Annotated in this window: 17 protein-coding genes and 8 pseudogenes; 16 read left to right on the forward strand and 9 right to left on the reverse strand. The window is 60.8% G+C overall.

The genetic code is table 11. The features are described 5' to 3' along the window. The first annotated feature begins 36 nt into the window (after nucleotides 1-36). Entirely contained in the window at nucleotides 37-1,455 is a 1,419-nt protein-coding gene (locus OKW30_RS09280; protein WP_184074118.1) for a M20 family metallopeptidase, read from the forward strand. A 591-nt stretch (nucleotides 1,456-2,046) separates the two neighbouring features. Here the strand turns inward: OKW30_RS09280 and OKW30_RS09285 are convergent. Together OKW30_RS09285 and OKW30_RS09290 are read right to left on the reverse strand one after the other, a co-directional pair. Beyond that, nucleotides 2,047-2,172: a hypothetical protein gene (locus tag OKW30_RS09285; protein ID WP_256211476.1), complete on the reverse strand. Its 126-nt coding sequence runs from the start codon at nucleotides 2,170-2,172 to the stop codon at nucleotides 2,047-2,049. After that, a complete protein-coding gene (locus tag OKW30_RS09290; RefSeq protein WP_176133875.1) occupies nucleotides 2,172-2,315 on the reverse strand; it encodes a hypothetical protein in 144 nt (47 codons plus the stop codon). The genes OKW30_RS09285 and OKW30_RS09290 overlap by 1 nt, the downstream gene beginning before the upstream one ends. 66 nt (nucleotides 2,316-2,381) lie before the next feature. Here OKW30_RS09290 and istA point away from each other — a divergent pair, with 66 nt between their 5' ends. The 3 genes and pseudogenes from istA (at nucleotide 2,382) to OKW30_RS09305 (ending at nucleotide 4,854) form a co-directional block, all read left to right on the forward strand. Further along, nucleotides 2,382-3,884: an IS21 family transposase gene (istA, locus tag OKW30_RS09295; protein ID WP_429345680.1), complete on the forward strand. Its 1,503-nt coding sequence runs from the start codon at nucleotides 2,382-2,384 to the stop codon at nucleotides 3,882-3,884. Continuing rightward, a pseudogene (gene istB / locus OKW30_RS09300) lies at nucleotides 3,871-4,636 on the forward strand (IS21-like element helper ATPase IstB). The gene istA and the pseudogene istB overlap by 14 nt, the downstream one beginning before the upstream one ends. Further along, nucleotides 4,633-4,854, forward strand: a complete 222-nt coding sequence (locus OKW30_RS09305) for a hypothetical protein (protein ID WP_429345678.1) — start codon at nucleotides 4,633-4,635, stop codon at nucleotides 4,852-4,854. The pseudogene istB and the gene OKW30_RS09305 overlap by 4 nt, the downstream one beginning before the upstream one ends. A 360-nt stretch (nucleotides 4,855-5,214) precedes the next feature. Here OKW30_RS09305 and OKW30_RS09310 read toward each other — a convergent pair. From OKW30_RS09310 to OKW30_RS09325, 4 genes and pseudogenes are all read right to left on the reverse strand, one after another. Further along, nucleotides 5,215-5,521, reverse strand: a pseudogene (locus OKW30_RS09310) (MFS transporter); the annotation flags it as partial. A gap of 137 nt (nucleotides 5,522-5,658) precedes the next feature. Beyond that, on the reverse strand, nucleotides 5,659-6,480 hold the full coding sequence (locus OKW30_RS09315; RefSeq protein ID WP_260336706.1) for a LytR/AlgR family response regulator transcription factor: 822 nt from the start codon (nucleotides 6,478-6,480) through the stop codon (nucleotides 5,659-5,661). A 59-nt stretch (nucleotides 6,481-6,539) separates the two neighbouring features. Further along, nucleotides 6,540-7,670, reverse strand: coding sequence for a sensor histidine kinase (locus tag OKW30_RS09320; protein WP_260336705.1), 1,131 nt, complete (start codon nucleotides 7,668-7,670; stop codon nucleotides 6,540-6,542). Continuing rightward, the gene (locus OKW30_RS09325) at nucleotides 7,667-8,044 is read right to left on the reverse strand and encodes a DUF2306 domain-containing protein (protein ID WP_184074112.1); all 378 of its coding nucleotides are present in this window, start codon (nucleotides 8,042-8,044) and stop codon (nucleotides 7,667-7,669) included. Before OKW30_RS09325 ends, OKW30_RS09320 begins: the two co-directional genes overlap by 4 nt. Before the next feature lie 482 nt (nucleotides 8,045-8,526). Between OKW30_RS09325 and OKW30_RS09330 the strand changes: the two genes are divergently transcribed. The 3 genes and pseudogenes from OKW30_RS09330 to OKW30_RS09340 all read left to right on the forward strand — a co-directional run bounded on the left by OKW30_RS09330 (nucleotide 8,527) and on the right by OKW30_RS09340 (nucleotide 10,441). Then, nucleotides 8,527-9,225, forward strand: a complete 699-nt coding sequence (locus tag OKW30_RS09330; protein ID WP_184074110.1) for an IS6 family transposase — start codon at nucleotides 8,527-8,529, stop codon at nucleotides 9,223-9,225. Between the two features lie 56 nt (nucleotides 9,226-9,281). Further along, nucleotides 9,282-9,812, forward strand: a pseudogene (locus tag OKW30_RS09335) (mechanosensitive ion channel family protein); the annotation flags it as partial. 191 nt (nucleotides 9,813-10,003) lie between these two features. Beyond that, nucleotides 10,004-10,441, forward strand: a complete 438-nt coding sequence (locus tag OKW30_RS09340; protein ID WP_184074109.1) for a type II toxin-antitoxin system RatA family toxin — start codon at nucleotides 10,004-10,006, stop codon at nucleotides 10,439-10,441. Nucleotides 10,442-10,489: 48 nt separating this feature from the next. Here OKW30_RS09340 and OKW30_RS09345 read toward each other — a convergent pair. Next, a pseudogene (locus OKW30_RS09345) lies at nucleotides 10,490-10,783 on the reverse strand (transposase); the annotation flags it as partial. A 713-nt stretch (nucleotides 10,784-11,496) separates the two neighbouring features. Between OKW30_RS09345 and OKW30_RS09350 the strand changes: the two are divergent. From OKW30_RS09350 to OKW30_RS09380, 7 genes and pseudogenes are all read left to right on the forward strand, one after another. Beyond that, nucleotides 11,497-11,885 (forward strand): annotated as a pseudogene (locus OKW30_RS09350) (heterodisulfide reductase-related iron-sulfur binding cluster); the annotation flags it as partial. Nucleotides 11,886-12,164: 279 nt separating this feature from the next. Continuing rightward, nucleotides 12,165-13,562, forward strand: a complete 1,398-nt coding sequence (locus OKW30_RS09355; RefSeq protein WP_184074107.1) for a cytochrome ubiquinol oxidase subunit I — start codon at nucleotides 12,165-12,167, stop codon at nucleotides 13,560-13,562. A 35-nt stretch (nucleotides 13,563-13,597) separates the two neighbouring features. Continuing rightward, the gene (cydB, locus tag OKW30_RS09360) at nucleotides 13,598-14,596 is read left to right on the forward strand and encodes a cytochrome d ubiquinol oxidase subunit II (protein ID WP_184074106.1); all 999 of its coding nucleotides are present in this window, start codon (nucleotides 13,598-13,600) and stop codon (nucleotides 14,594-14,596) included. A 359-nt stretch (nucleotides 14,597-14,955) separates the two neighbouring features. Then, nucleotides 14,956-15,385 (forward strand): annotated as a pseudogene (locus tag OKW30_RS09365) (DsbC family protein); the annotation flags it as partial. Nucleotides 15,386-15,859: 474 nt separating this feature from the next. Further along, complete coding sequence (locus tag OKW30_RS09370; protein ID WP_184074105.1) at nucleotides 15,860-16,660, forward strand: hypothetical protein; 801 nt, start codon at nucleotides 15,860-15,862, stop codon at nucleotides 16,658-16,660. A 295-nt stretch (nucleotides 16,661-16,955) separates the two neighbouring features. Further along, nucleotides 16,956-17,696, forward strand: coding sequence for a hypothetical protein (locus OKW30_RS09375; protein WP_311540551.1), 741 nt, complete (start codon nucleotides 16,956-16,958; stop codon nucleotides 17,694-17,696). A gap of 230 nt (nucleotides 17,697-17,926) precedes the next feature. Continuing rightward, nucleotides 17,927-18,337 carry a hypothetical protein gene (locus tag OKW30_RS09380; protein ID WP_184074104.1) on the forward strand — a complete coding sequence of 137 codons (411 nt, stop codon included), beginning with the start codon at nucleotides 17,927-17,929 and terminating at the stop codon, nucleotides 18,335-18,337. A gap of 280 nt (nucleotides 18,338-18,617) precedes the next feature. On the opposite strand, the pseudogene OKW30_RS09385 reads toward OKW30_RS09380, so the two are convergent. Beyond that, nucleotides 18,618-19,385: pseudogene (locus OKW30_RS09385) on the reverse strand (TIGR03118 family protein); the annotation flags it as partial. 370 nt (nucleotides 19,386-19,755) lie between these two features. Here OKW30_RS09385 and OKW30_RS09390 point away from each other — a divergent pair. Next, nucleotides 19,756-20,145, forward strand: a complete 390-nt coding sequence (locus OKW30_RS09390; RefSeq protein WP_429346566.1) for a helix-turn-helix domain-containing protein — start codon at nucleotides 19,756-19,758, stop codon at nucleotides 20,143-20,145. A gap of 545 nt (nucleotides 20,146-20,690) precedes the next feature. Beyond that, nucleotides 20,691-21,296, forward strand: a pseudogene (locus tag OKW30_RS09395) (DUF2242 domain-containing protein); the annotation flags it as partial. Between the two features lie 366 nt (nucleotides 21,297-21,662). Here OKW30_RS09395 and OKW30_RS09400 read toward each other — a convergent pair. Beyond that, complete coding sequence (locus OKW30_RS09400; protein ID WP_184074102.1) at nucleotides 21,663-21,857, reverse strand: hypothetical protein; 195 nt, start codon at nucleotides 21,855-21,857, stop codon at nucleotides 21,663-21,665. Between the last annotated feature and the right edge of the window lie 273 nt (nucleotides 21,858-22,130).

Genomic DNA, 22,130 nt, shown 5'->3' on the forward strand with positions numbered 1-22,130 from the left:
TCGGTCCGCACAACTGTAACCAGGTGAGAAGGCAAGATGAACGAGACAGGCGATCGGCAAGCCGCTATCAGTCTGGCGGAGCAGATTTTCGACTCCGGCGACTTCCTGCGCGACCTCGAACGACGTGTAGGTTATCGGACAGAAAGCCAAAATCCCGCCCGAGCACCTGCGCTGCTGTCGTATCTGGCGGAAGAGATCGCCCCCGTACTTCAGCGGCTCGGATTCGAGACGAGATGCGTGCGCAATCCTTCCGATGTCGATGCACCCATGCTTCTTGCCTCGCGATGGGAAAGCGACGCTCTGCCTACCGTAGTCACTTACGCGCACGGAGACGTTGTCCGAGGCTACGACGCGCAATGGCGCTCTGGGCTGGAGCCGTGGCGCATTGTTGTCGAAGGCGATCGCTGGTATGGACGTGGGATCGCGGACAACAAGGGCCAGCATTCAGTCAACCTTGCCGCACTTGCCGCAGTTATCGAAGCCCGGAAAGGCAAGCTCCGCTACAACGTGAAGATGATCTTCGAGACAGGTGAAGAAATCGATTCGCCAGGGCTCGACGCGCTGTGCTCGGCCGAACGCCACTCCCTCGCCGGCGACTTGTTCATTGCGTCTGATGGCCCACGTGTGTCCGCCGAGCGACCGACCGTCTTCCTTGGGTCGCGGGGCGAACTGAACTTTGAGCTGACTGTGGCCTTGCGCGAAGGTGGCCACCATTCTGGAAACTGGGGTGGCGTCCTTCGAAATCCCGCCACTGTGCTGGCGAGCGCGATATCGTCGATCGTCGACAACAACGGACGACTGCTGGTGACTGAGTTATTACCTCCACCGATACCGGACGCCGTGCGCAATGCGATCGCCGATATTCAGATTGGCAAAGACAGTAGTGCGCCTTCCATCGACCCCACTTGGGGGCAGCCGGACCTAACGATCGCGGAGCGGGTTCTCGCGTGGAATACGATTGAAGTTCTAGCATTCACGGCCGGAAATCCTGAGGCACCCGTTGGTGCTATTCCCCCGACCGCCAAGGCTTATTGCCAGATGCGTTTCGTGATTGGAACGGATTGGGAAAACGCTGAGCAACACCTTTCGAATCGCCTCGCAAAGTGCGGAATTATGGACGTGCAGGTGAAGGTAACGTCGGTAACGAAAGCAACAAGACTTGACGTTACGCATCCTTGGGTGAGCTGGGCGATGACGTCGATCGAGCGCACCTGTGGCAAGCGTCCAGCCCTCATACCTAATCTCGGTGGAACCGTGCCTAACGCTGTATTCGCTGAAACGCTTGGCTTGCCGACCATATGGATTCCCCATTCCTACCCCGCCTGTTCGCAGCATGCGCCGAACGAACACTTGCTCGCATCTGTCGCTCGCGAAGCGCTCGCCGTAATGGCAGGCGTATGGTGGGACCTTGGAGAAGGCGCGGCAGCGTCAATAGCATCGACCATCAAGCGCTGAGCCGATCGACAGTCACACGAGTCGCCCGACGAACAGCCGCTCTCCAATCGCTCAGTTGCCGCACGGGCGTCGATCGACCAACGACCTAAAAAGGCCGATATGCCTGCGCCGGGCACCGGGTGTGAATGGCGGTCGGAATCCGACATTGGATGGCGGCGTCGGACAGCCGGGCGACGCGATTGCTGTTCAGCCCGGCGACTCTGGGACGTTTCATGAGGCTCACATTCGGGTGCGTCGGAGGGAGCCCGTAGGGCGAGCGCAGACGCACCGGGGATGTTCGGTTCGGCAGGGGGATGACGCGGGAATCGGGATGCGGTAGAAGAACGACTACAACTGACCGCCGAAGAAACAGGCCCGACACCGGTCCTAACCGCCAAGTTCATTCCAGTGTCGAGCCCCACACGCGCACAACGGGGTACGGGTGCCGGGCCAGTATGGCACGGCTGATCCGCCTCGTCGATTCCGCTTCGGCATTGACGGGGACTGCCGATGCCGGCCACTGGCCGCCTCTTTCTGTGCGCCCGCTGCCGGGCGCAGGTCGTCGTGTGCCGCCGTTGCGATCGCGGCCAGATTTACTGCGGTGGCGACTGCTCACAGGCCTCGCGCCGCGCCCGCCTGCGCGAGGCTGGCCAACGCTATCAACTCAGTCGTCGTGGCCGCTTTGCACATGCCGAACGGATGCGTCGCTATCGTCAGCGCCTCAATAAAGTGACGCATCAGCGTTCCCCGACACCCGTCGCCAATGCTCTACTGCCACTGACTTCGACGACGACGGCCACCGCATCGACATCCACTGTCGCCGCGCCCGGATCGACGCCTTGCTGCTTCTGTCGCCGCATCTGTTCGGGCCTTGTACGCATCGGGCCACTGCGCCGTCGGGTCTTCCGTGATGTTCGTACTACTACTGACAGAACAGGAAACGACCCATGACCATTGGAGCTGAACTCGAGGCGCAGATCCTGCGCTATTACCACGTGGAGAAGTGGCGTTGCGGCACCATCGCGCGCCAGTTGCGCGTGCACCGCGGCACCGTCCAGCGCGTGCTGGCCCAGGCCGGCCTGCCCAGGATTGGCGCCGTGCAGCGAGCCTCACAGATCGATGCTTACCTGCCGTTCATCCACGAGACGCTAAAGAAGTTTCCCTCGCTCACGGCCAGTCGCCTGTATGCGATGGTGTATGAGCGCGGCTACCGGGGCAGTCACCACCACTTCCGGCACCTGATCTCGCTGCACCGGCCACGCCCGGTACCTGAGGCTTACCTGCGCCTGCGCACGCTGCCCGGGGAACAGGCGCAGGTCGATTGGGCCAGCTTCGGTCACCTGCAGATCGGTCGGGCACGACGACCGCTGATGGCCTTCGTGATGGTGCTGTCGTGGTCACGGCAGATCTATCTGCGCTTCTTCCTCGATGCCCGTATGGACAGTTTCCTGGCAGGACATGCCGGCGCCTTCGAAGCATGGTCCGGGGTCCCCAGGGTTCTGCTTTACGATAACCTGCGTAGCGCCGTGCTTGAGCGTCAGGGCGATGCGATCCGCTTCCACCCGACATTGCTCGCGTTCGCCGCGCATCATCGTTATGAGCCTCGTCCGGTGGCTGTCGCACGGGGCAACGAGAAGGGGCGCGTTGAACGGGCAATCCGCTTTGTACGCGAGAGCTTCTTTGCCGCTCGCAGATTCACGGACCTCGACGATCTCAACGCCCAGGCGGCAATCTGGTGCGCGGGACCCGCTGCTGAGCGGCCCTGCCGCGAAGAACCCATGATCACCGTGCGCGAGGCCTTCGGGCGCGAACAGCCCAGCCTGCTCACGTTGCCGGAGAATCCGTACCCGTGTGAGCTGCTTCTCGCCGTGAAGGTCGGCAAGACGCCCTACGTGCGCTTCGACCTGAACGACTATACGATCCCGTATACCCATGTGCGACGCACGCTCACGGTACGAGCTGATCCCCGGCGCGTACGCATTCTCGACGGCGCCGATCTGCTCGCCACCCATGAACGCAGTTACGATCGCGGCGCGCAGATCGAGATTGCCGCACACATCGATGCGCTCGTCGCAAGGAAGCACGAGGCCCGTCACCATCGCGGTCTTGATCATCTGGCCCGGGCTGCGCCGGCCAGCCGGACCCTGATGCTGCACGCCGCTGAGCGTGGCGGCAATCTGGGCAATATCACCACGCACCTGCTGCGACTGCTCGACCGCTATGGCCCGGCCGAACTGCAGGCCGCGATCGAGGAAACCCTTGCCAGCGACGCGGCGCCTCATCCCAATCCGGTACGTCTGGCGCTTGAGCGCCGGCGCGAGGCACGGCAGGCCCCGCCGCCAGTCACCCTCATCCTGCCCGAACACGTGCGCAACAAGGACACGCTGGTGACACCACACCGGCTCGACATCTACGACCAGCTTGCGGGAGGCGCCGATGAACACGCCTGAGAACCTTCATGGGCGCGCGAACGCCCTGCGTCTGTACGGACTGCTCGCGCATTGGACCGATGTGGCCCGCCGAACAGTGGGTCGCGCCGCTGTTGCAGTGGGAAGAGGATGAGCGCGCCCGCCGATCACTGGAGCGACGTATCCGCGATGCCCGCCTGGGCAACTTCAAGCCGCTGTGCGACTTCGACTGGAGCTGGCCCACGCGCTGCGACCGGCTTGCCGTTGAAGAGTTGATGTCGCTCGGGTTCGTCAGGGATACCGCCAACGTCGTGTTGATCGGCCCGAATGGTGTCGGCAAGTCAACCCTCGCGCTCAATCTCGCCTATCAGGCGCTCGTGCACGGTCACACCGCGCTGTTCACTACCGCCGGTCAGATGCTCGGCGAACTGGCCGCACTGGACAGCGATTCGGCGCTGCGTCGACGCCTGCGCCGCTATGCATCCCCTGACGTCCTGGTGATTGATGAGGTCGGTTACCTCTCGTACTCAAACCGCCACGCCGATCTGCTGTTCGAACTGGTCAGCCGCAGGTACGGATCGGCAAGTACCGTGGTCACAACCAACAGACCGTTCTCCGAATGGCACGAGGTGTTCCCGAACGCCGCCTGTGTCGTCTCGCTCGTTGACCGGCTGGTCCATCGCGCCGAAGTCATTGCCATCGAGGGCGAGTCCTACCGGGTCAAGGAAGCGCGCGAGAGGGCCGAGCAACGCGCCAGCAGACGCAGTAGCGCGCGTGCGGAGAAGAAATCATGAAGCGCCTGGCACACCTGCCTTCGGGCATCACCCGTGGGCTCGACTTCCTGATACCGGACAACTGGTCGCCGGAACAGGCGCTCGCCGTCGTCGAACTCATCGGGGATCTGCGTGCCCGGATCTGCATGCACTATGACCTCGCCCTGCATGACCTGCTGCACGAACAGCATTCCCCTCCCGAGGATCCCAATCTCAACGACATCGGCGATCCATTCTGATTGGGACCGGCCACCCCGACCGAGGCCGTCAACGGCGCTTCATTGTTGACGGTCCTGGTGAACCTTGTGCCGCCATTTATGTGCGGATTTACGCCGCCGTCAACACCGGGCAGGTTTCGGAGTGGACCAGCCGTCCGAGTGGCCGGTCTGCGCGGCGGGCGAGCGGCAGAAATTGGCCGACAACGGGCAGAGCGCTGGCCGACAACGATCCGCCCGCGCAGACGCCTAGCTACAAGACGGATGTTGGAAAAGTGGACAAGCATATGAAACCGCGCAGACCTGCGCCAATTGCAGGCGCTGCAAGGGGCAAGGCCGCTGCTCGACCGATCCGTGTCCGACCTGCGGCGCCACACTGATCGATCACGCAGTCGGGGTAGCATGTCCGCCGTCGCCCATCGCTCGCGGGTCGTCGTGTTCCCGCGAAATGTCCTTGTTCGTTTAATCGCCCAGTCGCGAAGCGGCGATCAAGCTGTGCACCGCGCACGCGAGGACATAGCGCGCGATTGCGTAGCCCGAATGGTAGTAAGCGGAGAGCGCGGTGGCAATCAGCGGTGCAGGGCCGCCGGCAATGACGGAAGCCAACTGGTAGCCGAGCGATGCGTCGCTGTAACGCAGGCCGCCCCGTGAACGATTCAGCGATCAAGGCGGCTTGGGGACCATACATCAACACGGAAGAGGCACTGCTGCGTTCGCAGTTCGCCGGCGAATGCGACGCGTACTGTGCCCGTACATCGCGACTGACTCCCGCTACTGAAACGGATCCGTCACTGTGCGTTCGACGTGTCCCCGGCGATGCTTGCCGGCTCACATCTGCCGGAACAGGTGCGCGTATTGTTTGCTCACGGCAACCTCGCCACTGTGGCCGCGCAGCTTGAGCGACATTTTCCCTAACGTGCTGACGGATGCGCTTTCCACCTGGTCGACATTCACCACCGTGCTTCGGTGCACCTGGCAGAAGCGCGCCGGGTCCAGTTGCGCACACAGTTCCTTGAGGCTCGTGCGAATCAGCAGTTCGCCTGTGCGCGTCGTGACGACAACATATTTGTCGGCAGCCTCAAAGTACAACACCTCGTCCACCGGCACAATCCTGATGTCGCTTCCGCTGGATGCGCGCAGATAGCGTAGCGGCGCACTGCGTGCACTGTCCTGCGAGCGCAGTTGAACGTTGCGCGTGATCTGCTCCAGCTGACCGAGGAGCCGTTGCAGGTCCGCCTGCACATGCGCACCGGGCGCCGCATCCGATGGCGCGCGCGCAAGCAGCGTGCGTAACCTGTCGACTGTGCGCGCGAGCCGCGTGGCATCGACAGGCTTCAGAAGATAGTCGATGGCGGCGGCATCGAAGGCGTCCAACGCATACTGGTCGTACGCGGTTACGAACACGATCTGCGGCGGCGTCGCGAGATTCGCGCACGCGCGCGCAACATCGAGACCGGTCGCGCCCGGCATAGAGATGTCGAGGAACGCGACGTCCGGTTGCAATGCTCCGATACGCTCGATGGCATCGCGGCCGTTGCCGACGGTCGCGACTATCTGCAATGCTGGCCATGCCCGCCCCAACTCCCGCTGAAGCGCGGCCGCAATCGGCGGCTCGTCCTCGGCGATCAGCGCAGTCGGCGCGCGAGACATCTCCGGCGAAGGGGTCTTGCCGTCGTCATTCTGTGCCGCTGTGCCCGACTGGCGGATCTTCATGGCTTCTGATCTCCCTCCCGTCGATCAGCAACTTCCACCGGAAGCAGAACTCTCGCGACGGTACCGTGCGGCACGCTCTCGATGAGCGTCAGCGAAGCGCGTCCGCCATAGAGCGCTGCAAGACGTTCCCGCACGTTCGCAAGTCCGATGCCCGTGCCCTGCGTAGCCGGCGTCGCACCGAAACCGGGACCGGTGTCCGTGACCGTGAGTTCGACGTGCTGTTCGCCGCGCTTTGCCCTTAGCTCGACCCGACCACCTGCCACCGCTGCCTGAATACCGTGTTTCAGTGCGTTTTCGACAAGCGGTTGCAGCAGCATCGGTGGCACCGCGAGGTCCGCGCAATCGACAGGCAGATCGAGCGAATACGTGAGTCTCGGGCCGAGGCGCATCGCGTGCACGGCAAGCATCGAATCCAGCACCGCGAACTGATCCGCAAGCGTCTCGCTTTCGGCTCTCGACGCTTCCAGCGTTGCCCGCAAAAACCGGTTGAGGCTCCAGAGCAGTTCACGTGCACGTGGAGGATCGGACACGATGAGGCTGTCCAGAGTCGCGAGCGTATTGAACAGAAAGTGCGGTTCGATCTGCGCCTGCAATGCCTGCAAGCGGGCACGCAGCGCGGTTTTTTCGGCAGCTTCCTGTAGCCACGCAGTCCGGGCCACCTGCTCGCTCAGACCGGCGATCCGGGCTCGCGACCAACCATACCAGGTGACCAGCAGCGTTGCGACAAGTGCGATCCAGCCGGTCGTGGCGATGTCTTTGGCAGCGAACGTCTTGTCGATGTCGAGGCCCAGCAGCACGCTTGCGATGACGCGCCCGAGCGCGGCGCCAGCGATGATCGCGCCAACCATCACCACGGCCAGCCTTGGCGCAGTGAGCATGTTCTTCCGCTGAAGACGAAAGCGGCCGACGTGGAGCAGCAGCATGATCGATAGCCCGATCGCCTCGCTGAAGACGATGTTTTCCCCGAGGCTCTTCCCGATGCCGACCACGGTGAGGCCAGCCGCGATCACTGCGTTGCCGATGACGACGAGCACCGCTTCGCGGGCATACTCGGCCAGCAGTTGTTTCGTCGGGGTTGGCAACCCGGCGGACGCGTCGGGGAATTTGACGTTACTGCCAGGAATCATGCGATCCACCCCGTCACGATGATATTCAGCAGGCGGTGCGGCGTCGCCACTGCAGCGATACCGGCCACGACGAGACCAATAAACGACCCGCGCATGGCAAGCTGGTGACCGCGGACGTTGCCTTGCCGGATCGCCCATATCGCTCGTCCGACACTGACAAACGTCAGCAACGACAGCCCGTGCACCCACGAGAAATGTCCCGGGTTCAGTTCGCGGATGTCGAACGAGCTGAGCGCCGTGGCGAATATCGCCGCCGCCCAGAGACGGCCGAGCCACTTGTGGCGCGCCGTCCCCTTTTCGGCGAGAAGCACGGTGCTTCCGAGTATGACAGAAAGGGTTGCAGCGGCGATATGCACAGCGATGATGGCAGGCATGCTGGCTCTCCATGGCAGGATGAGCGGGACTCGATGCCTGCAGTCTGTGCGGCGGTCGGATTGTTTTCGAGGAGCATGCGACGAACGGACCTTATTCCGTCGCGAATGGTGTTGAAAGCGGCGCGAGGAGATGAGCGTTTGGGGGCTTCTGCGGGATATTCGTGTTCGCCGGCGACTCGCGCCGGGAGTTCATGCGGCGGGCATTAGACCTTGACCTTCAGTAGGTAAATGCTTACGCCGTTAGATTGATCACCCGACTTCCGAAGACGACCCGTTGCCATCATTCGTGTCGCTGCAACGAAAGCGACCGTTCTCAAATGCTTAACGGCCATTCACTTGCGCATGATGACTAAACACGTGGGTCACTTCGCACAGACAACGCACAACATGTGCTTGCTGATAGAACACAAACAAACGGTTGTGTCGCAGTAAGGGACGGGCGGTAGAATCCGGCTGATACAAAGTCGCTGGTGAGTGAATCGATGAAGATGCCGAACCCGGGGTTGGCCAAGGTGCTGAAGCGCCTGCATTATCCACTGGAGGTGATTCTGACGTGTGTGCGCTGGTACGTCGCGTATCCACTGAGTCTGCGTCATCTGGAGGAGATGATGGCCGAACGCGGAATCGAGGTCGACCATTCAACGGTACACCGCTGGGCCATCAAGATATTGCCGGTGCTCGAGAAGGCGTTTCGTCGCCACAAGCGCCCGGTCGGCAGGAGCTGGAGGATGGACGAAACCTACGTGAAAATCAGGGGTGAATGGCGGTATCTCTACCGGGCCGTGGACAAGGAAGGCAACACGGTTGATTTTCTGCTGCGTGCCAGACGGGACAAGATTGCAGCGCAACGCTATTTCGAGAAATCGATCAACCAGCATGGATTGCCGCAGACGGTGACGATCGACGGAAGCAGCGCTAATCTGGCTGCGCTCGAGGCGATCAACGCCGGACTCGAGACACCCATCAAGGTTCGCCAGACGAAGTACTTGAATAACATCGTCAAGCAGGACCACCGTGCCATCAAACGCATCGTCAAACCAATGATGGGTTTCAAGGATTTCCGTTGCGCACGCATCATCCTGTCGGGCATCGAAATCATGCACATGATCAGGAAGGGACAGATGAAAGATGCTGGAATCAAGCGCACCGCAGCCGAGCAGTTCTATTCTCTGATGGCATAAGCAGTCCTGATCGTCTATTCGTTTTTTCGCCCGGCTATCCTTATCGCGACACAACCACCGAGCGTCCGGTAAAAGTTGGGGACATGGTGAGTATCAGCGGTGTGGAGGGAGACATCCGGCGTATCAACGTGCGCGCGACAGAAATACAACTGGCAGACCGCTCGACAGTCATCGTCCCCAACTCTCATCTGATCTCGCAGAACCTGCGGAACGTAACGATGGGAGACCGTACCCAGGGTGTCACTACGCTCACCCTCACCTTTCCACTGGACATCGATCCCGAACAGGTCCGCGACCTTCTGCTGGGTGCCTATCAGGCGCATCCGACGATTCTCGACCATCCGGCGCCGTCAGTCATGTTCAGTCAACTGACGCCCGACGGCATTACGCTGAGCGTAACCGGCTATGTCGGCAGCCCCCGGATCACGGGGGATATCAAGAGCGATCTGCTGTTCGAGATCCTCAAGCGGTTACGTGCGGCCAGCATCCCGCTGTCGACGCCGCAGACGGTCATGGTCCGGAATCTGCCGGCGCACCACGCCGATACACGCCCCCGTCTCGAACGGGAACGATTTGTCGCCGGATAACGCAGATACATGATCTGCAAAACGAGACCCAGCTCGCCAAACGCCCAAGGAACGAGCTTCCGTCATGTGAGATGCACCAACCCAGTTGAAAGCGACCCGCCAGGCGAGTTGCTGACACCACGTACTCGCCACGTCGGGCGTGTCGGCCACTGCGGCCGCGACGTCCGATGTCGCTTCTCCGATACCCGCATATGGCAGACCTCCAGAAAGCCGTCCTGATCCGCTACTCCGCCGAACGCATGTTCGACCTCGTGACCGATGTAGCCGACTACCCTAACTTCCTGCCGTGGTGCGGTGGCGTCGAAATCCGGCACCAGGACGGAACGAGCGCGGAAGCACGGATCGATATTCGCTTTAAGGGTATTCACCTGCATTTCGCCACGCACAACAAGCAGCAGCGGCCGACTCGCATCGATATGGAGTTCACCGAAGGCCCTTTCAAGAAGTTCACGGGCTACTGGAACTTCATTCCTCTGCGCGAGGACGCCTGCAAGATCGAATTCGCGCTGCACTATGAATTCTCCAACATCATCCTGGAGAAGCTGATCGGGCCGGTGTTGAGCCACATCGCGAACACGTTCGTCGAATCATTCGTCAAGCGCGCGAGCGAACGCTATAGCAAGGGCTAGAATGGAAAAGACCTCTCGCCTGGACGGATTCATCGACGTCGAGGTCTGCTACCCACGGCCTCGACAGCAGAGCCTCATTGGTCCCGCCCGATCCGGAGGACTGGAGTTTTTTTGCGCCGCCGGGCGCTCAGCAACGAGAAAGCCATAAGCTGCCATGCGCAGCGTCGCGTGGTGATGAAAGCCGCGCCAGCTGCGCCCCTCGAAACGGCCCAGGCCGAGCTCCTGCTTGAGCTGCTGATAATCGCGCTCGATACGCCAGCGCAGTTTTGCGAGTCACACGAGTTCGTTGATTGGCGTGTCAGCCGGCAACGTACTCAGGAAGTACCTGGTCGGTTCACGTTCCCGCTTTTCGCCCTGCGTCGGAATGCGCACCTGCTTCTCGGTCGACAGGTCATAGAACAGCGCAGCGATGAAGGTTGCCAGCTTGATGCGGTGCTTTTCGATCGCGAGCGACTTCGAGACCGTCACGCGCTTCTCGTCTTCCAGCGCCTGCTGAAGCCGGCGCAGCATCATCGTCTTGCCGCTGCCGATGACGCCGCACACCGCGATCAGCCGCCCTTCGAAGATCGCACCCTTGATGTCCTTTATCAGTTGCTGGTGGTGCGTGGTCTCGAAGTAGCCGGCCTGATTCAGCGGTACCGTCGGCCGTAATGCTGCATCACTTCAACTCGCATGCTCTTCTCCTGACTTCCTGTGCCGGAAATAGTCTCGAACGCGCGCCAGTACGATCCGTCGGACCAGCGTGTCGGCCAGCACCTGGTCGATGAAGGCCCGATCCGGTGGCGGCAGTTTCGCGAGCGGTCGCCACATAGCCAACTAAAAAAAGTGCCATCCGGCCGGGGAGCTTCGATCGGCTCCATGGCAATGCCCTCTCGCCGCATAGTGGCTTGGGACGGCCCGGCCTCCGCCAAGTAAACTGGCCCCGAAAAAAGTGGAAACGACAAGTCGGCGCGTGAACTAGACTCAACTGGCCACAACGTCAAGAAGCCGCGTGGCCAATTGAGGTTAGACGAAAACGGTCATCTGCCTATCTGGTCCTCAATGGAGGGTTAACCATGAAGGTGGCTCTATTCATCCCGTCCTTCATCGACGCAATCTTTCACGAAGTTCGCGTAGCGACGCTCGAACGGCTCGGCTGCGAGGTTGCGTATCCACTCGACCAGACCTGTTGCGGACAACCGATACGGGTAATAGCGGCTGCGAGCGGGACGCCGCGGCAACCGAAGCACTGTTCGTCAAGAACTTAGCGGACGTCGACTACATCGTCGCGCCCAGCGGCAGTTGCGTGCATCATGTGCGCCACCATCTGACCGCGATCGACCAGACGGCCGAGGTCAAGAAAGTGCGTAGCAATACGTTCGAGCTGGTCGAATTCCTGCACGACGTGTTGAAGGTCGACGCCTTCCCGTGGGCCGAATTTCCGCACAAGGTCGGCCTGCACAACCGCTCCGGCAGACATTCAGGGCGTACTGATACGCGGTGCGCAAGGTATACGCTCGCTGACCTTGTACCAATGGCCCGCAGCGTGCAAGCGGCTCGATCCAGCTAGTGATGCTTGCCCTGACGCGAAGTGAGCGGATGCGCCGGCCGTTTGACACGCTCGGGTGTTGCTCGCCGATATCGGCAGCGCCACCCCACGCGCAGAAAGTCCAGCGACCGGGATGCAGCGTCATGACGTCGCTACATCGAGCCTGAGCGCTGTAAATTGCCTGGAGCGGTTGCCATGAACCCGAGCGCATTGGATCTGTCGAGAATACAGTTCGCTTTCACCGTATCGTTCCACATTATTTTTCCGGCGCTAAGCATCGGCCTCGCGAGCTTTCTGGCCGTTCTGGAAGGCGCGTGGATCCGTACGCGCAAGCAGCACTACAAGGACCTTTGCGTCTACTGGGCCAAGATCTTCGCGGTCGGGTTCGGCATGGGCGTGGTGTCCGGTGTTGTCATGGCCTATCAGTTCGGAACGAACTGGGCCGGCTTCGCGCAGTTTGCCGGCCCTGTAACGGGCCCGCTACTGACTTACGAAGTCATGACGGCATTTTTCCTCGAAGCGGGCTTTCTCGGGATCATGCTGTTCGGCTGGGACAAGGTAGGTCGTAATGCGCATTTCGGCGCAACGCTGATGGTCGCCATCGGCACGCTGATCTCGACGTTCTGGATTCTTGCGTCCAACAGTTGGATGCAGACGCCACAGGGCATCACGGTGGAAGGCGGCCATGTTGTTCCAGTCGACTGGTTCAAGGTCATCTTCAACCCATCGTTCCCGTTCAGACTTGCCCATATGGCGATCGCGGCATTCATCGTCGGCGCCCTTGTGGTCGCCGGGACCGGCGCATGGCATCTGCTGAAGGGCCGACGCGATCCCGCCGTCAAGACCATGTTCTCGATGGCGCTGTGGCTGTTGCTGTTCCTCACGCCGATCCAGGCCTTGGTCGGTGACCAGCACGGGTTGAACACGCGCAAATATCAGCCGGCCAAGATCGCGGCCATCGAAGGGCTATGGGAAACCGAGAAGGGCGGGACCGCGTTGAACCTGGTCGGCTTTCCTGACATGAATGCAGAGGTGACTCGCTACGCTGTTCAGATCCCCCACCTTGGCAGTCTGATCCTGACTCACAGCTGGAGCGGCGAAATTCGCGGTCTCAAGGAATTCCCCAAGGAAGACAGGCCCGATTCGTCGATCATCTTCTGGACTTTCCGCCTGATGGCGGGACTCGGCATGTTGATGATCCTGCTGGCGCTCGTCGGCGCGCTGCTGCGGCGCGGGGGGCGGCTATTCGAGAGCAGGTGGTATCAGCGCTTCGTGCTGGTGATGGGGCCGACAGGCTTCATATCGCTGGTTGCGGGATGGATCACGACCGAAGTCGGGCGCCAGCCGTGGGTCGTGTACGGCGTGCTTCGAACTGCCGACGCCGTTTCGCCGGTTACGTCGCAGGGGGTCGGAGTCTCGCTGATGGCATTTGTCATCGTCTACAGCGTGGTGTTCGGAACCGGCATCTACTATATCCTGCGGCTCCTTCGGATGGGGCCTGAGGAGCCCGAGGAGGTGGACGCGCCGCGCAAGGCGGTGGTGCGGCCCGATGCCGACCACACGGGACGCAGGCCCTTGGCCGCGGCCGAGTAGCCGCGCGATCTTTCACGGGACGACAGGAGCCGAAAATGGGCGTCACACTTGCTTGGGCTGCGATCATCGCATTCGGGCTGTTCATGTATGTCGTGCTCGACGGGTTCGATCTCGGGATCGGTCTGATCTTCCCGTTCTTTCCCGATGACGCAGAGCGCGACATGATGATGCACGCGATCGCGCCTGTCTGGGACGGTAACGAAACCTGGCTCGTGCTGGGCGGGGCGGCGCTGTATGCGGCCTTTCCGGTCGTCTATTCGATCGCACTGTCCGCACTTTACTTGCCGATCGTCACCATGCTGGTATGCCTGATCTTTCGGGGCGTATCCTTCGAAATTCGCGGCAAGGCGACTCGCACGAAGAATCTCTGGAGCCTGGCGTTCTTTGCCGGGTCCGCGGGCGCATCGTTTTTTCAGGGCGTCATTCTCGGTACGTATTTGCGCGGCATACCGATCGCCAACCATACCTTTTCCGGCGACGCGTTTTTCTGGTTTCAGCCCTTCAACCTGATGTGCGGCCTGGGCCTGATGTCGATGTACGCCTTGCTGGGCGCATGCTGGCTCGTCATCAAGACGGAGGGGGATTTGCAAAAGCGGATGCATGAGCTCGCCTGGCCGCTGACGCTCGTGCTGCTGGTCTTTATGATCGCCGTATCCGTCTGGACGCCGCTGGCGGACGCGCAGATCGCGAAACGCTGGTTCGACCCGGGGCTGTTCCCCCAGTTGGTGCCGGTGCCGTTTCTGGTTGCGATCGTCGCATTGTTCATGTTTCGCGCAGTCAGGCGCCGCATGCATATTGCGCCGTTCATCCTCGCGCTGGCTCTCATTCTGCTGGGCTACATAGGTTTGCTGGTGAGCATTTGGCCTTACGCGATTCCCTACTCGCTCACCCTCGCTGATGCGGCGGCGCCCCGGTCGAGTCAGGTGTTCACGCTGGTAGGCGCCCTTGTGATCCTGCCGATCATCATTGCGTATACGACCGCGGGCTATTGGGTCTTCAGGGGAAAGCTCGCCCGCGGCGCCGAGTACCACTAGGAGCGCGCGATGCGGAACGAGAGCGTGGGCCATGCACCGGGAGCATCTCCGGAGCACGGCGGCGATACGAAACTTAGGCGCGTCTTCTGGTTCATCGTGCTGTGGTGTCTCGGTGTGGCGGGTGCCGGGCTACTCGCCCTTCCTTTCGAAATATTGATGCGTGTCGGCATGCACTGAGTCGCACGGCCGGCGACAAGTCCGCGAGCCGCACGACCGGAATGAATTTTACCCCCGACGAGCCGCTGACCGGCTTCTCGCAGGTCCGGTCTGGCCGCATCCTGACTCAGCGATCGTCTGCTTGGCCATGTTGCGCTCTTCTGCCCTTCGCGCCGTCGAAGCGGAGTTTCGCTGAGACTCCGCACAAGATTGAGTTTGCAAGTCTTCCCGTTCAAGACGCGCTGAAGCAGGTGAAAGGGAATGGCGCACGCAAGATAGCAGTATTTGCCGATCCTGATTGCGGATATTGTAAGCAGCTTGAGACCACGCTGGAAGATGTGGGCAACATCACGGTCTACACATTTCTGTTTCCGGTGCTAACGCCGGACTCCGGACTCGGCGCTCAAGGCGCAAGCGATCTGGTGTTCTGCGGACCGTGCGACAGCATGGCGCTCCTGGACGCGGGATAACCGGGTACCAACCATGACAAGCGCGTGCGATACATCGGCTTTAAAGAGAAATGTCGCGCTCGGCAGGCAACTTAGTGTCACCGGGACACCCACGATTTTTCTCGAGAACGGCCGTCGCTTGTTCGGTGTATTGCTCGAAAGGGCTCTTATGTCGTTACCTTGACTCCTCAACAGCACTAAACCGGTAAGTTTTGAACCGGTGAGGGCCGTGTTTTTGTGGCATTACGACAAAGGTGGTCAAACAACTTTGAATCCATAGTTCGTCTAACTTCAAGCTAACGGCAGCGCGATCCCCATCGCATGAACACACTCATGCCGAGCGCTGTCATTTCAGCGGTGCTGCGCTCTGCTTTCCACCGATAGAAGGAGCTCCTTTTGTCCACGGAAACACAGCAGCAGGGCATACCTTGTTTCCCCCAATGAGTAGCCCGCAACCTCGAGCGCCACAGCAACTGACCGGCAACTCTTTCCGCAGAAGCATTGGCCATGCGCCGCCAGATACAAGCGCGGCGCCGGCGCTGACGGCGGCGGCCACGTGAAAATTCCCGCGCGCTTCGCAGCGCGTGTTGACGACGGGAAGAACTTCCGCGTATCGTCGTGCAAGCCACTCGCCACAGCGAACCGGAGGCCGCCCGGAATGCCCATCAATGTCGCCAACTGTCGTACCCTCCCGACCACGGTATCGACCGGCAACTTCAATGGCGGGGCGTTCGTGCCGCTGGTCAACGGCTTGCACCGCCACTACACGGCGGCGAACTGCCGGGTCAACCTTAATCCGGCGATGAATGTCGGCGTCGGCATTGCCGGCCTCACGAGCCTGAATCCGCAGGCCGCGCCCGCCGGTGACACCTATTTCCTACCGTTCGCGACCGACGAAATCACTTCGATGGTGCTCCCGCCGCCCGGCGGCGCAGGCGCGCCGCAGTCGTTTCTGACGACCAACCTGTCTGGCTGCATGGTCTACGTCGACAGCGTGCACGGCGTACCGGGGTCCATCGTCGTCTACCACGCGAACAACCAGTCCAATGCGCCCGGCGGTCACCTGGGCGGCTTGCAGCCGACGCTGGAACTGCCGGCTTGCACCGCTTACCTGAATAACCTGTACAACACCGCGCGCGGCCACCTTGCGGCGGCTCCTCTCGGGCTGAACCTGCTGCCGCTCGGCAACGTGGCCAAGCCGGCTTACAACGCAGGCGCGATGGTCGAGATCAACCGCAAGCTCGGACAGTCGCGTACGAACGTCGAGTTCACCGGCGGCACCATCGTGTTCGGCCACGCGAACGGCGCACACTGGGAACTCTTCTGGGCGAGCTACGGCAGTTGTGAATACGACCGCCCCGCCTATGCGCCCAAAGCCTGGTTCGGGCACGGCCACCGCAATCCGACGGGCAGTACCAATCCTAACTACCGGGTGCTCGGGTCGGCGCAATTCGTCTAGCCGGGGCCCGGGCGGAAAAGCACGCGAAGTGCAATTCACGCTCGTTGAGCGAATCGCTGCATTTCACACCGCACGCAGCTGCCTCAGCAGTATTGGTCACAGTGGGAAACCCGGGGCGGTTCAATCGGCCGTTCCCGACGCACATTGACGGTGCGCCTTTCATCGTTCGGCGGTAGTGCCGACGTTTCGAACGGCGGCTTTGTCGAAGTCCTGCAGTCCCATCGAAGTTTTGCTATCGCTCATCGGTCGCTCGGTTTTCTGTCTGTCAGCCCACCGCGACTGCTGAGATTTCTCAGTGCTACGCGAGGAGGCTCCGAAATGGCAGCAAAAATCAGCAAGAGCAACGTCATATCCCGATGTCACGCAGACCCTGCAGAAATTCGATCTGCTTGAACTGCAGCAATACACGCGCGAGAAAAGCTACTCAAACACGGCGAGCAAGGACTTTCACCTGTTCTACGTAGGACGTGACGACGTTCACGACATCCTGAAGTACGTCCTTTCCCGTGCAAGTGTCTCCCTGTACATGAACATGTTTGGATTTGACGACGACGAACTCAACGATATTCTCATGCAGCAAGCCCGTGACCCGAGCATCACCATGATGATCACCCTTGACAAGAGCCAGGCTGGCGGTGTTCATGAAAAGAAGCTTCTCGATTCCGATATCGCACAGGACCCTGCCAAATTCAACACGTACTTTGTGATCGGACAATCGGCTACCCATCAGATCAGTCACACGAAGGGATTCGTGGCCGATGGCAAGGTCGGCGGGGAGGGATCAACGAATTGGTCGGCGTCCGGCGAGGGGACGTTCGTTGTCAAGGGCAAGCCGGGCGGCCCAGGTTACAAGGCGCAAAACAACACGCAGACCATATTTACGGATCCCGACACTATCAATCGATTTCAGACAGAACTGATTGCTGAGCACATGATAGCGAAGGCGCAAGGAGCCGCAGCCACCACGGCGACCTCCACGGCCAGAGCGGGGGCTGCGGGCGCCAAGAAAGGTGCCGCGGCAGCCAAGGGCAAGTAATCAGGAAATTGTTCGATGTGTCGATGGCCGTCCCGGCGTGACCGAAGTCCGCGCGTGCCAGCGCTGGTCGCGGCGTTCGTCGCCGGGCAGGTGGTACCTGCAACGCTCCAAGGCGTCTCGTCGATCGGCGACATCGTGGATGCTCGTGTGGCGCCTCACACTCTATAATCCATGCATTTCATATCGCGACTGCACGTGCGAGCCTGTGCCGGTGCCTAGTGGCGTCCGCCATGACCGCCGCTTTGGCCCCCGCCCTGCTCGAAGTGAGTGCTGCCACCGTGGAACCCATGGTGAAAGCCGTCGTCATGGTCAAAGTCGTGGAAGCGGTGGAAACCGCCGCCAAGGAATACGCATGGCTGGCCGCGAGACGGACACCCGGCATAGAACTCGCACGGATAACTCGGATACGCCGCGCACGTGTTGTAATAACCTGGCTCCGCAGCGCAATCTATCGCGCCAAGCAGCAGCATGGCAAACAGAACCTTTGCCTTCATGATGCAAACCTGCCATACCCCGTTCTCTCAATACTCACCACCATTATTCACAGCCAGTGGCATGGTGGTGGCGCCGTCATCGGATGGCATGTTGTGCGGGACAGGTGGCACGTTTTGCGTGTCCAGTGCCGCTGTCACGGTCCCTGATCGCCTATCCGCTGCCGCTGCATCGACAGAATGACTCAAGTTTACACCGTTCGATCCAGTTGATAACCAGACTTGTGGGTAAAGCTCAGTGTGGAAGGACGGGAATTGCCGTACCACGAGTCATTCTGGCCTTCAGGCACCACGGAACAATGAACAGCCGGTCACGTCTGGCGAGTTCCGCGACCGGCTGAGGTGAGGTCCTTCGTCTCGAACTTGAATCGATATCGTCAATGGGTCAGCGACATCGCGCTTCTGGAGTTGCCCAGGGGCGCGCTGCCGGCTATTGTCCGTGCTGCCCGGACGCTCGTTCCCTGGAGCCGCTTACTGGAGCGATGATCCCGAAGAGTCCATTTGTCTCCTTGTTAAGGACCTGCCGAGAAATACAGCGTGTCTGGACTCGAATTGCGCCCGCCACCGAGTATCAGAGTCCACAGACCGTCGATAGCCAGTGGATTGCCGAACTCATTCTCCAACTGATCGACGAACGAGCCGTCATTGTCGAAGACATTGATTCGACCATCGCCGAAGTTGCCAACGAGAATCTTGCCGCTGAAGCGGCCGAACGCAAACGATGCGCGCGTGATACCCCACGGCGAGTCGAGCGTCCCTCAGCTTGCAAAGCGACGCAGCAGGCGGCCGTCGGTATCGAATACGTCGACGAATCCACGACCGCGGCTGCATCGTCGTCGTGCTTCTGTTTGTCCTGCTTCGCGTAGGTGACGAAAAGATCCCCATCGATGTTCGCGATACCAAAACGGGTCATAGCCGGCTGGGATGTTCGGGTCGGCGAAGCCACCGTCGGTCGTCGCGGGCGTGAACAGGCCGTCTGAACCGTTCGGCCCGAATACATCGATCCGACCCGAACGGAAGTTCGTCGCAAACAGGAATCCGCCTTGCGCATTCACTCCGAACACCAGCCCCTTGTAGACAGCCCCGTTGGCGGCGGAGGGATTGGACGAGTTATCGACCGCGATCACGGCGTTGTTCGCCGGATTCACCCACCTGCCCAAGCGGAAATCGTGCCATCTTCAGTTGCGAAGAGGAATACGGTCGGGGTATTGGTACCGGCTTTTCTCCGAAATGGAATTCACAATACATCTATTACGATAAGTTTTCTTCTCTCAATAGCAGCATTTCGTGGCGTAACCTGGGTGATGCGATCTACGCCAGAGAGCTGCTGACGCGGCCGCGCCGATACCGATCAGTGATTCCTGCAGCGCGCCGCAGCCACGCAACGCCATTAATATGCACTCCATATCTATCGACGCCTTAATGACCGCCGATGGTCTGCTCTTCAGCCTGCGGGATTCCCTTGTCTCCGTTCTTCTTTGGTCACTAGTCCATTGAACCAATGAAACTGCACTGATCTAATCGTGCAGGACCAAATGAATCTGAGTGAAACCGAGCGCGAAGAACTGATGTCGATGCAGCGCAGCCGCACGATGGCCGTTGGCCAGGTGAGGCGTGCGCGGTTGATCTTGCTGCCCGACGAAGGGGACTCGCGTGCGGCGATCATGGCGGAATTGCGTTGCGATTCGCGTTTCATTACAACGTGGCAAATGCGTTTCACCAGTGAGCGTTTGGCTGGCCTGTATGGCAGACATCCAGCCCGCGCGCCGCGACCTGACCTCGCCGGATGCGGCAACCCGCAAAGCGTGGCTCCGCCGAACTCAGGAGAAGCCGCCCGAAATCTGCCGATGCGCCGTCGTGGCCTGTGGCACAGCATCGTGGAATTGCTGGTGATGCACGAAGCCGAATACCTCGAACATTGCCGGCGTTACGCGCTGGAGAGGCCGTTGCGTACCTAGACCTGTATCCGCTGATCGTACGTCGTCGTACCCCGGTGTGCTACGAGGGGTAGCCGATCCAACCGAACAGCATGGCGAGCACGCGCGGATGCAGGCCACTCTGCGATGATCGGCGTGGCAGCCTTCGTGGTCTACTATTGCGCCCGATATGCGGCAAGACTGCGCTCCGCCTTCTTAACCGCCTTATCGATCGCCGTGCCAGGCTCCATGTTCCGCACTTCAGGTCGGGCGCACAGTGTCTCTTCGAGCCGCTCGCCTTATCCAGCAAGAACGGTCGCGCGCACAAGCTCGGTGACGGCCGTGCGATCACCGCGACGGACTTTTTGCGGCGTTCATGGCGAACCTTGTTCAACCCGTATCCGAACGGACCTGCGCTCACGACACCGTCGAAGGTAGTTGTAGGGAAAGAAAACTATAATGGCGCGGCCCGTTCACTTTCGGATCGGCCGCGTGATGTGTCCCTCTCATGCTGCGAAAGAGCATTGGGTGTCCGGCCTTCTGGCTTTGGACCCCTTCTCCGCTCGAGCCGATCCCCCTATACAGCCATGCATACCCAGCTCCGCTTTTCCTCCGCGGCTTTCGTGCTTGCGCTTGCGAGCGCACTGTCTGCGTGCTCGACACCGAAGCCGCTTTATCAGCAAGAACAGTTCGACGCAGGCGATAGCCCCTATATGCACAAGTTCGCCGCGAAGACGGAACCCGCCTGCGAAGCGGCCCGCCGTGCGTTGCTCAGCCAGGGGTATATCGCCAGTTCAACGAGGCCCGATTCGGTCGACGGCTCGAAAAATTTCCAGCCCACCGGCGATACGCACGCGGTGATCGAAATCCATGTGGTCTGTACCGCCGACGACACCAGAGGCAACAGCAGTACCGCGTACGTGAACGCGGTGCAGGATCGCTATGCGCTGAAGAAGAGCAACACGTCGGCGAGCGTCGGACTGAGCGTGTTCGGATCGCTGTCGCTGCCGATCGGCTCAAGCGATGACTCGATGGTGAAGGTTGCGAGCGAGACGATTCCTGCCGGCGTTTTCTATCAGCGTTTCTTTGCGCTCGTCGACCACTACCTGAAGGCCGACTCTGCTCAGGCTGGCGACATTGCCGCCGCGGCAGCGCCGAAGGAAGCGCTGCCGTCGATGAACGACGCCGTGCCACCTATCGGGGCAGCCCAGACGGGTAATGATTCGGAGAAAGCGACGAGCGCCAGGTAAGCGTCCACGGTATCGCGTGCCCGAACGTGTGCTCGAGCCGCGTTTTGTCCGCCCACTTTCCCCGCTAGCATCCAGCGACGAGGAGTCGAACCGCCTGACGTGCCATGTTGCCATGTACGGACCCGCCTGGCAGCACACGCGAGCCGCCGCGGTCGTCAGCCCGGTCGTAAAATTCGGCGCATAAACGGCGTCATGCTCGCGCTGTCCCAGTGCAGATCGGGCGGCCCTCGAAGTTGGGCCGCGACAAGTGTCCGGAACAACGCTCAAGCCTGCATCATATTGGCTTGCGGGCTCATAGGGTGCGACATCTCAGTGACAGCGTGCGAAGGCCCGAAGGAGGGAATCTCCGTCCTGCGTAATGCGAGGCCGCACCGTACCGCCGGCAAGTTGCTCCATGGCGACAAGCTGGCGTTCGAGCAATGTGTCAAGTTCCTGCCGCTGGGCAAGATGGTCGGCCGAGTCCCTGACGAGCATCAATGTCGCAAATTCATGGGCGCTGAGCATTCCTGTCTCCTGGTCGTTCGAGTGGGTGCCGTAGGGGATTGCGGCGGCTACTGACCTGTGGGTCGTGCCTGCCCGGCCAAGGTCGCTGTCGGCGACGCATTACCGATGGCGCGTCTGGCTGCGATTGGCAGCGGGGAGTTGAAGATAGAAGGAGGCTCGGGAGCGGAGCAATCCGGGTGGTCCCGCATATTGGACAGATTGAAGGGTCTTCCGCACGCGAAATAGCGTCACCCAGCTTCAACGCCGGTTGCCCCGCGTACAGTCGCGAGAGCA

The sequence above is a fragment of the Paraburkholderia sp. Clong3 genome (genome assembly GCF_050436485.1).
GTDB lineage: Bacteria > Pseudomonadota > Gammaproteobacteria > Burkholderiales > Burkholderiaceae > Paraburkholderia > Paraburkholderia tuberum.

Excerpts from the sequence above, each read along its gene's own strand:
- OKW30_RS09400 (WP_184074102.1), bottom strand. The coding sequence starts at position 21,857 with ATGCTCAGCGCCCATGAATTTGCGACATTGATGCTCGTCAGGGACTCG.
- OKW30_RS09330 (WP_184074110.1), top strand. The coding sequence starts at position 8,527 with ATGAAGATGCCGAACCCGGGGTTGGCCAAGGTGCTGAAGCGCCTGCAT.
- OKW30_RS09280 (WP_184074118.1), top strand. The coding sequence starts at position 37 with ATGAACGAGACAGGCGATCGGCAAGCCGCTATCAGTCTGGCGGAGCAG.
- OKW30_RS09290 (WP_176133875.1), bottom strand. The coding sequence starts at position 2,315 with ATGCGTACAAGGCCCGAACAGATGCGGCGACAGAAGCAGCAAGGCGTC.
- OKW30_RS09380 (WP_184074104.1), top strand. The coding sequence starts at position 17,927 with ATGACCGCCGCTTTGGCCCCCGCCCTGCTCGAAGTGAGTGCTGCCACC.
- cydB (WP_184074106.1), top strand. The coding sequence starts at position 13,598 with ATGGGCGTCACACTTGCTTGGGCTGCGATCATCGCATTCGGGCTGTTC.
- OKW30_RS09340 (WP_184074109.1), top strand. The coding sequence starts at position 10,004 with ATGGCAGACCTCCAGAAAGCCGTCCTGATCCGCTACTCCGCCGAACGC.
- OKW30_RS09315 (WP_260336706.1), bottom strand. The coding sequence starts at position 6,480 with ATGTCTCGCGCGCCGACTGCGCTGATCGCCGAGGACGAGCCGCCGATT.
- OKW30_RS09355 (WP_184074107.1), top strand. The coding sequence starts at position 12,165 with ATGAACCCGAGCGCATTGGATCTGTCGAGAATACAGTTCGCTTTCACC.
- OKW30_RS09285 (WP_256211476.1), bottom strand. The coding sequence starts at position 2,172 with ATGCGTCACTTTATTGAGGCGCTGACGATAGCGACGCATCCGTTCGGC.
- OKW30_RS09305 (WP_429345678.1), top strand. The coding sequence starts at position 4,633 with ATGAAGCGCCTGGCACACCTGCCTTCGGGCATCACCCGTGGGCTCGAC.
- istA (WP_429345680.1), top strand. The coding sequence starts at position 2,382 with ATGACCATTGGAGCTGAACTCGAGGCGCAGATCCTGCGCTATTACCAC.
- OKW30_RS09390 (WP_429346566.1), top strand. The coding sequence starts at position 19,756 with ATGTCGATGCAGCGCAGCCGCACGATGGCCGTTGGCCAGGTGAGGCGT.
- OKW30_RS09325 (WP_184074112.1), bottom strand. The coding sequence starts at position 8,044 with ATGCCTGCCATCATCGCTGTGCATATCGCCGCTGCAACCCTTTCTGTC.
- OKW30_RS09320 (WP_260336705.1), bottom strand. The coding sequence starts at position 7,670 with ATGATTCCTGGCAGTAACGTCAAATTCCCCGACGCGTCCGCCGGGTTG.
- OKW30_RS09370 (WP_184074105.1), top strand. The coding sequence starts at position 15,860 with ATGCCCATCAATGTCGCCAACTGTCGTACCCTCCCGACCACGGTATCG.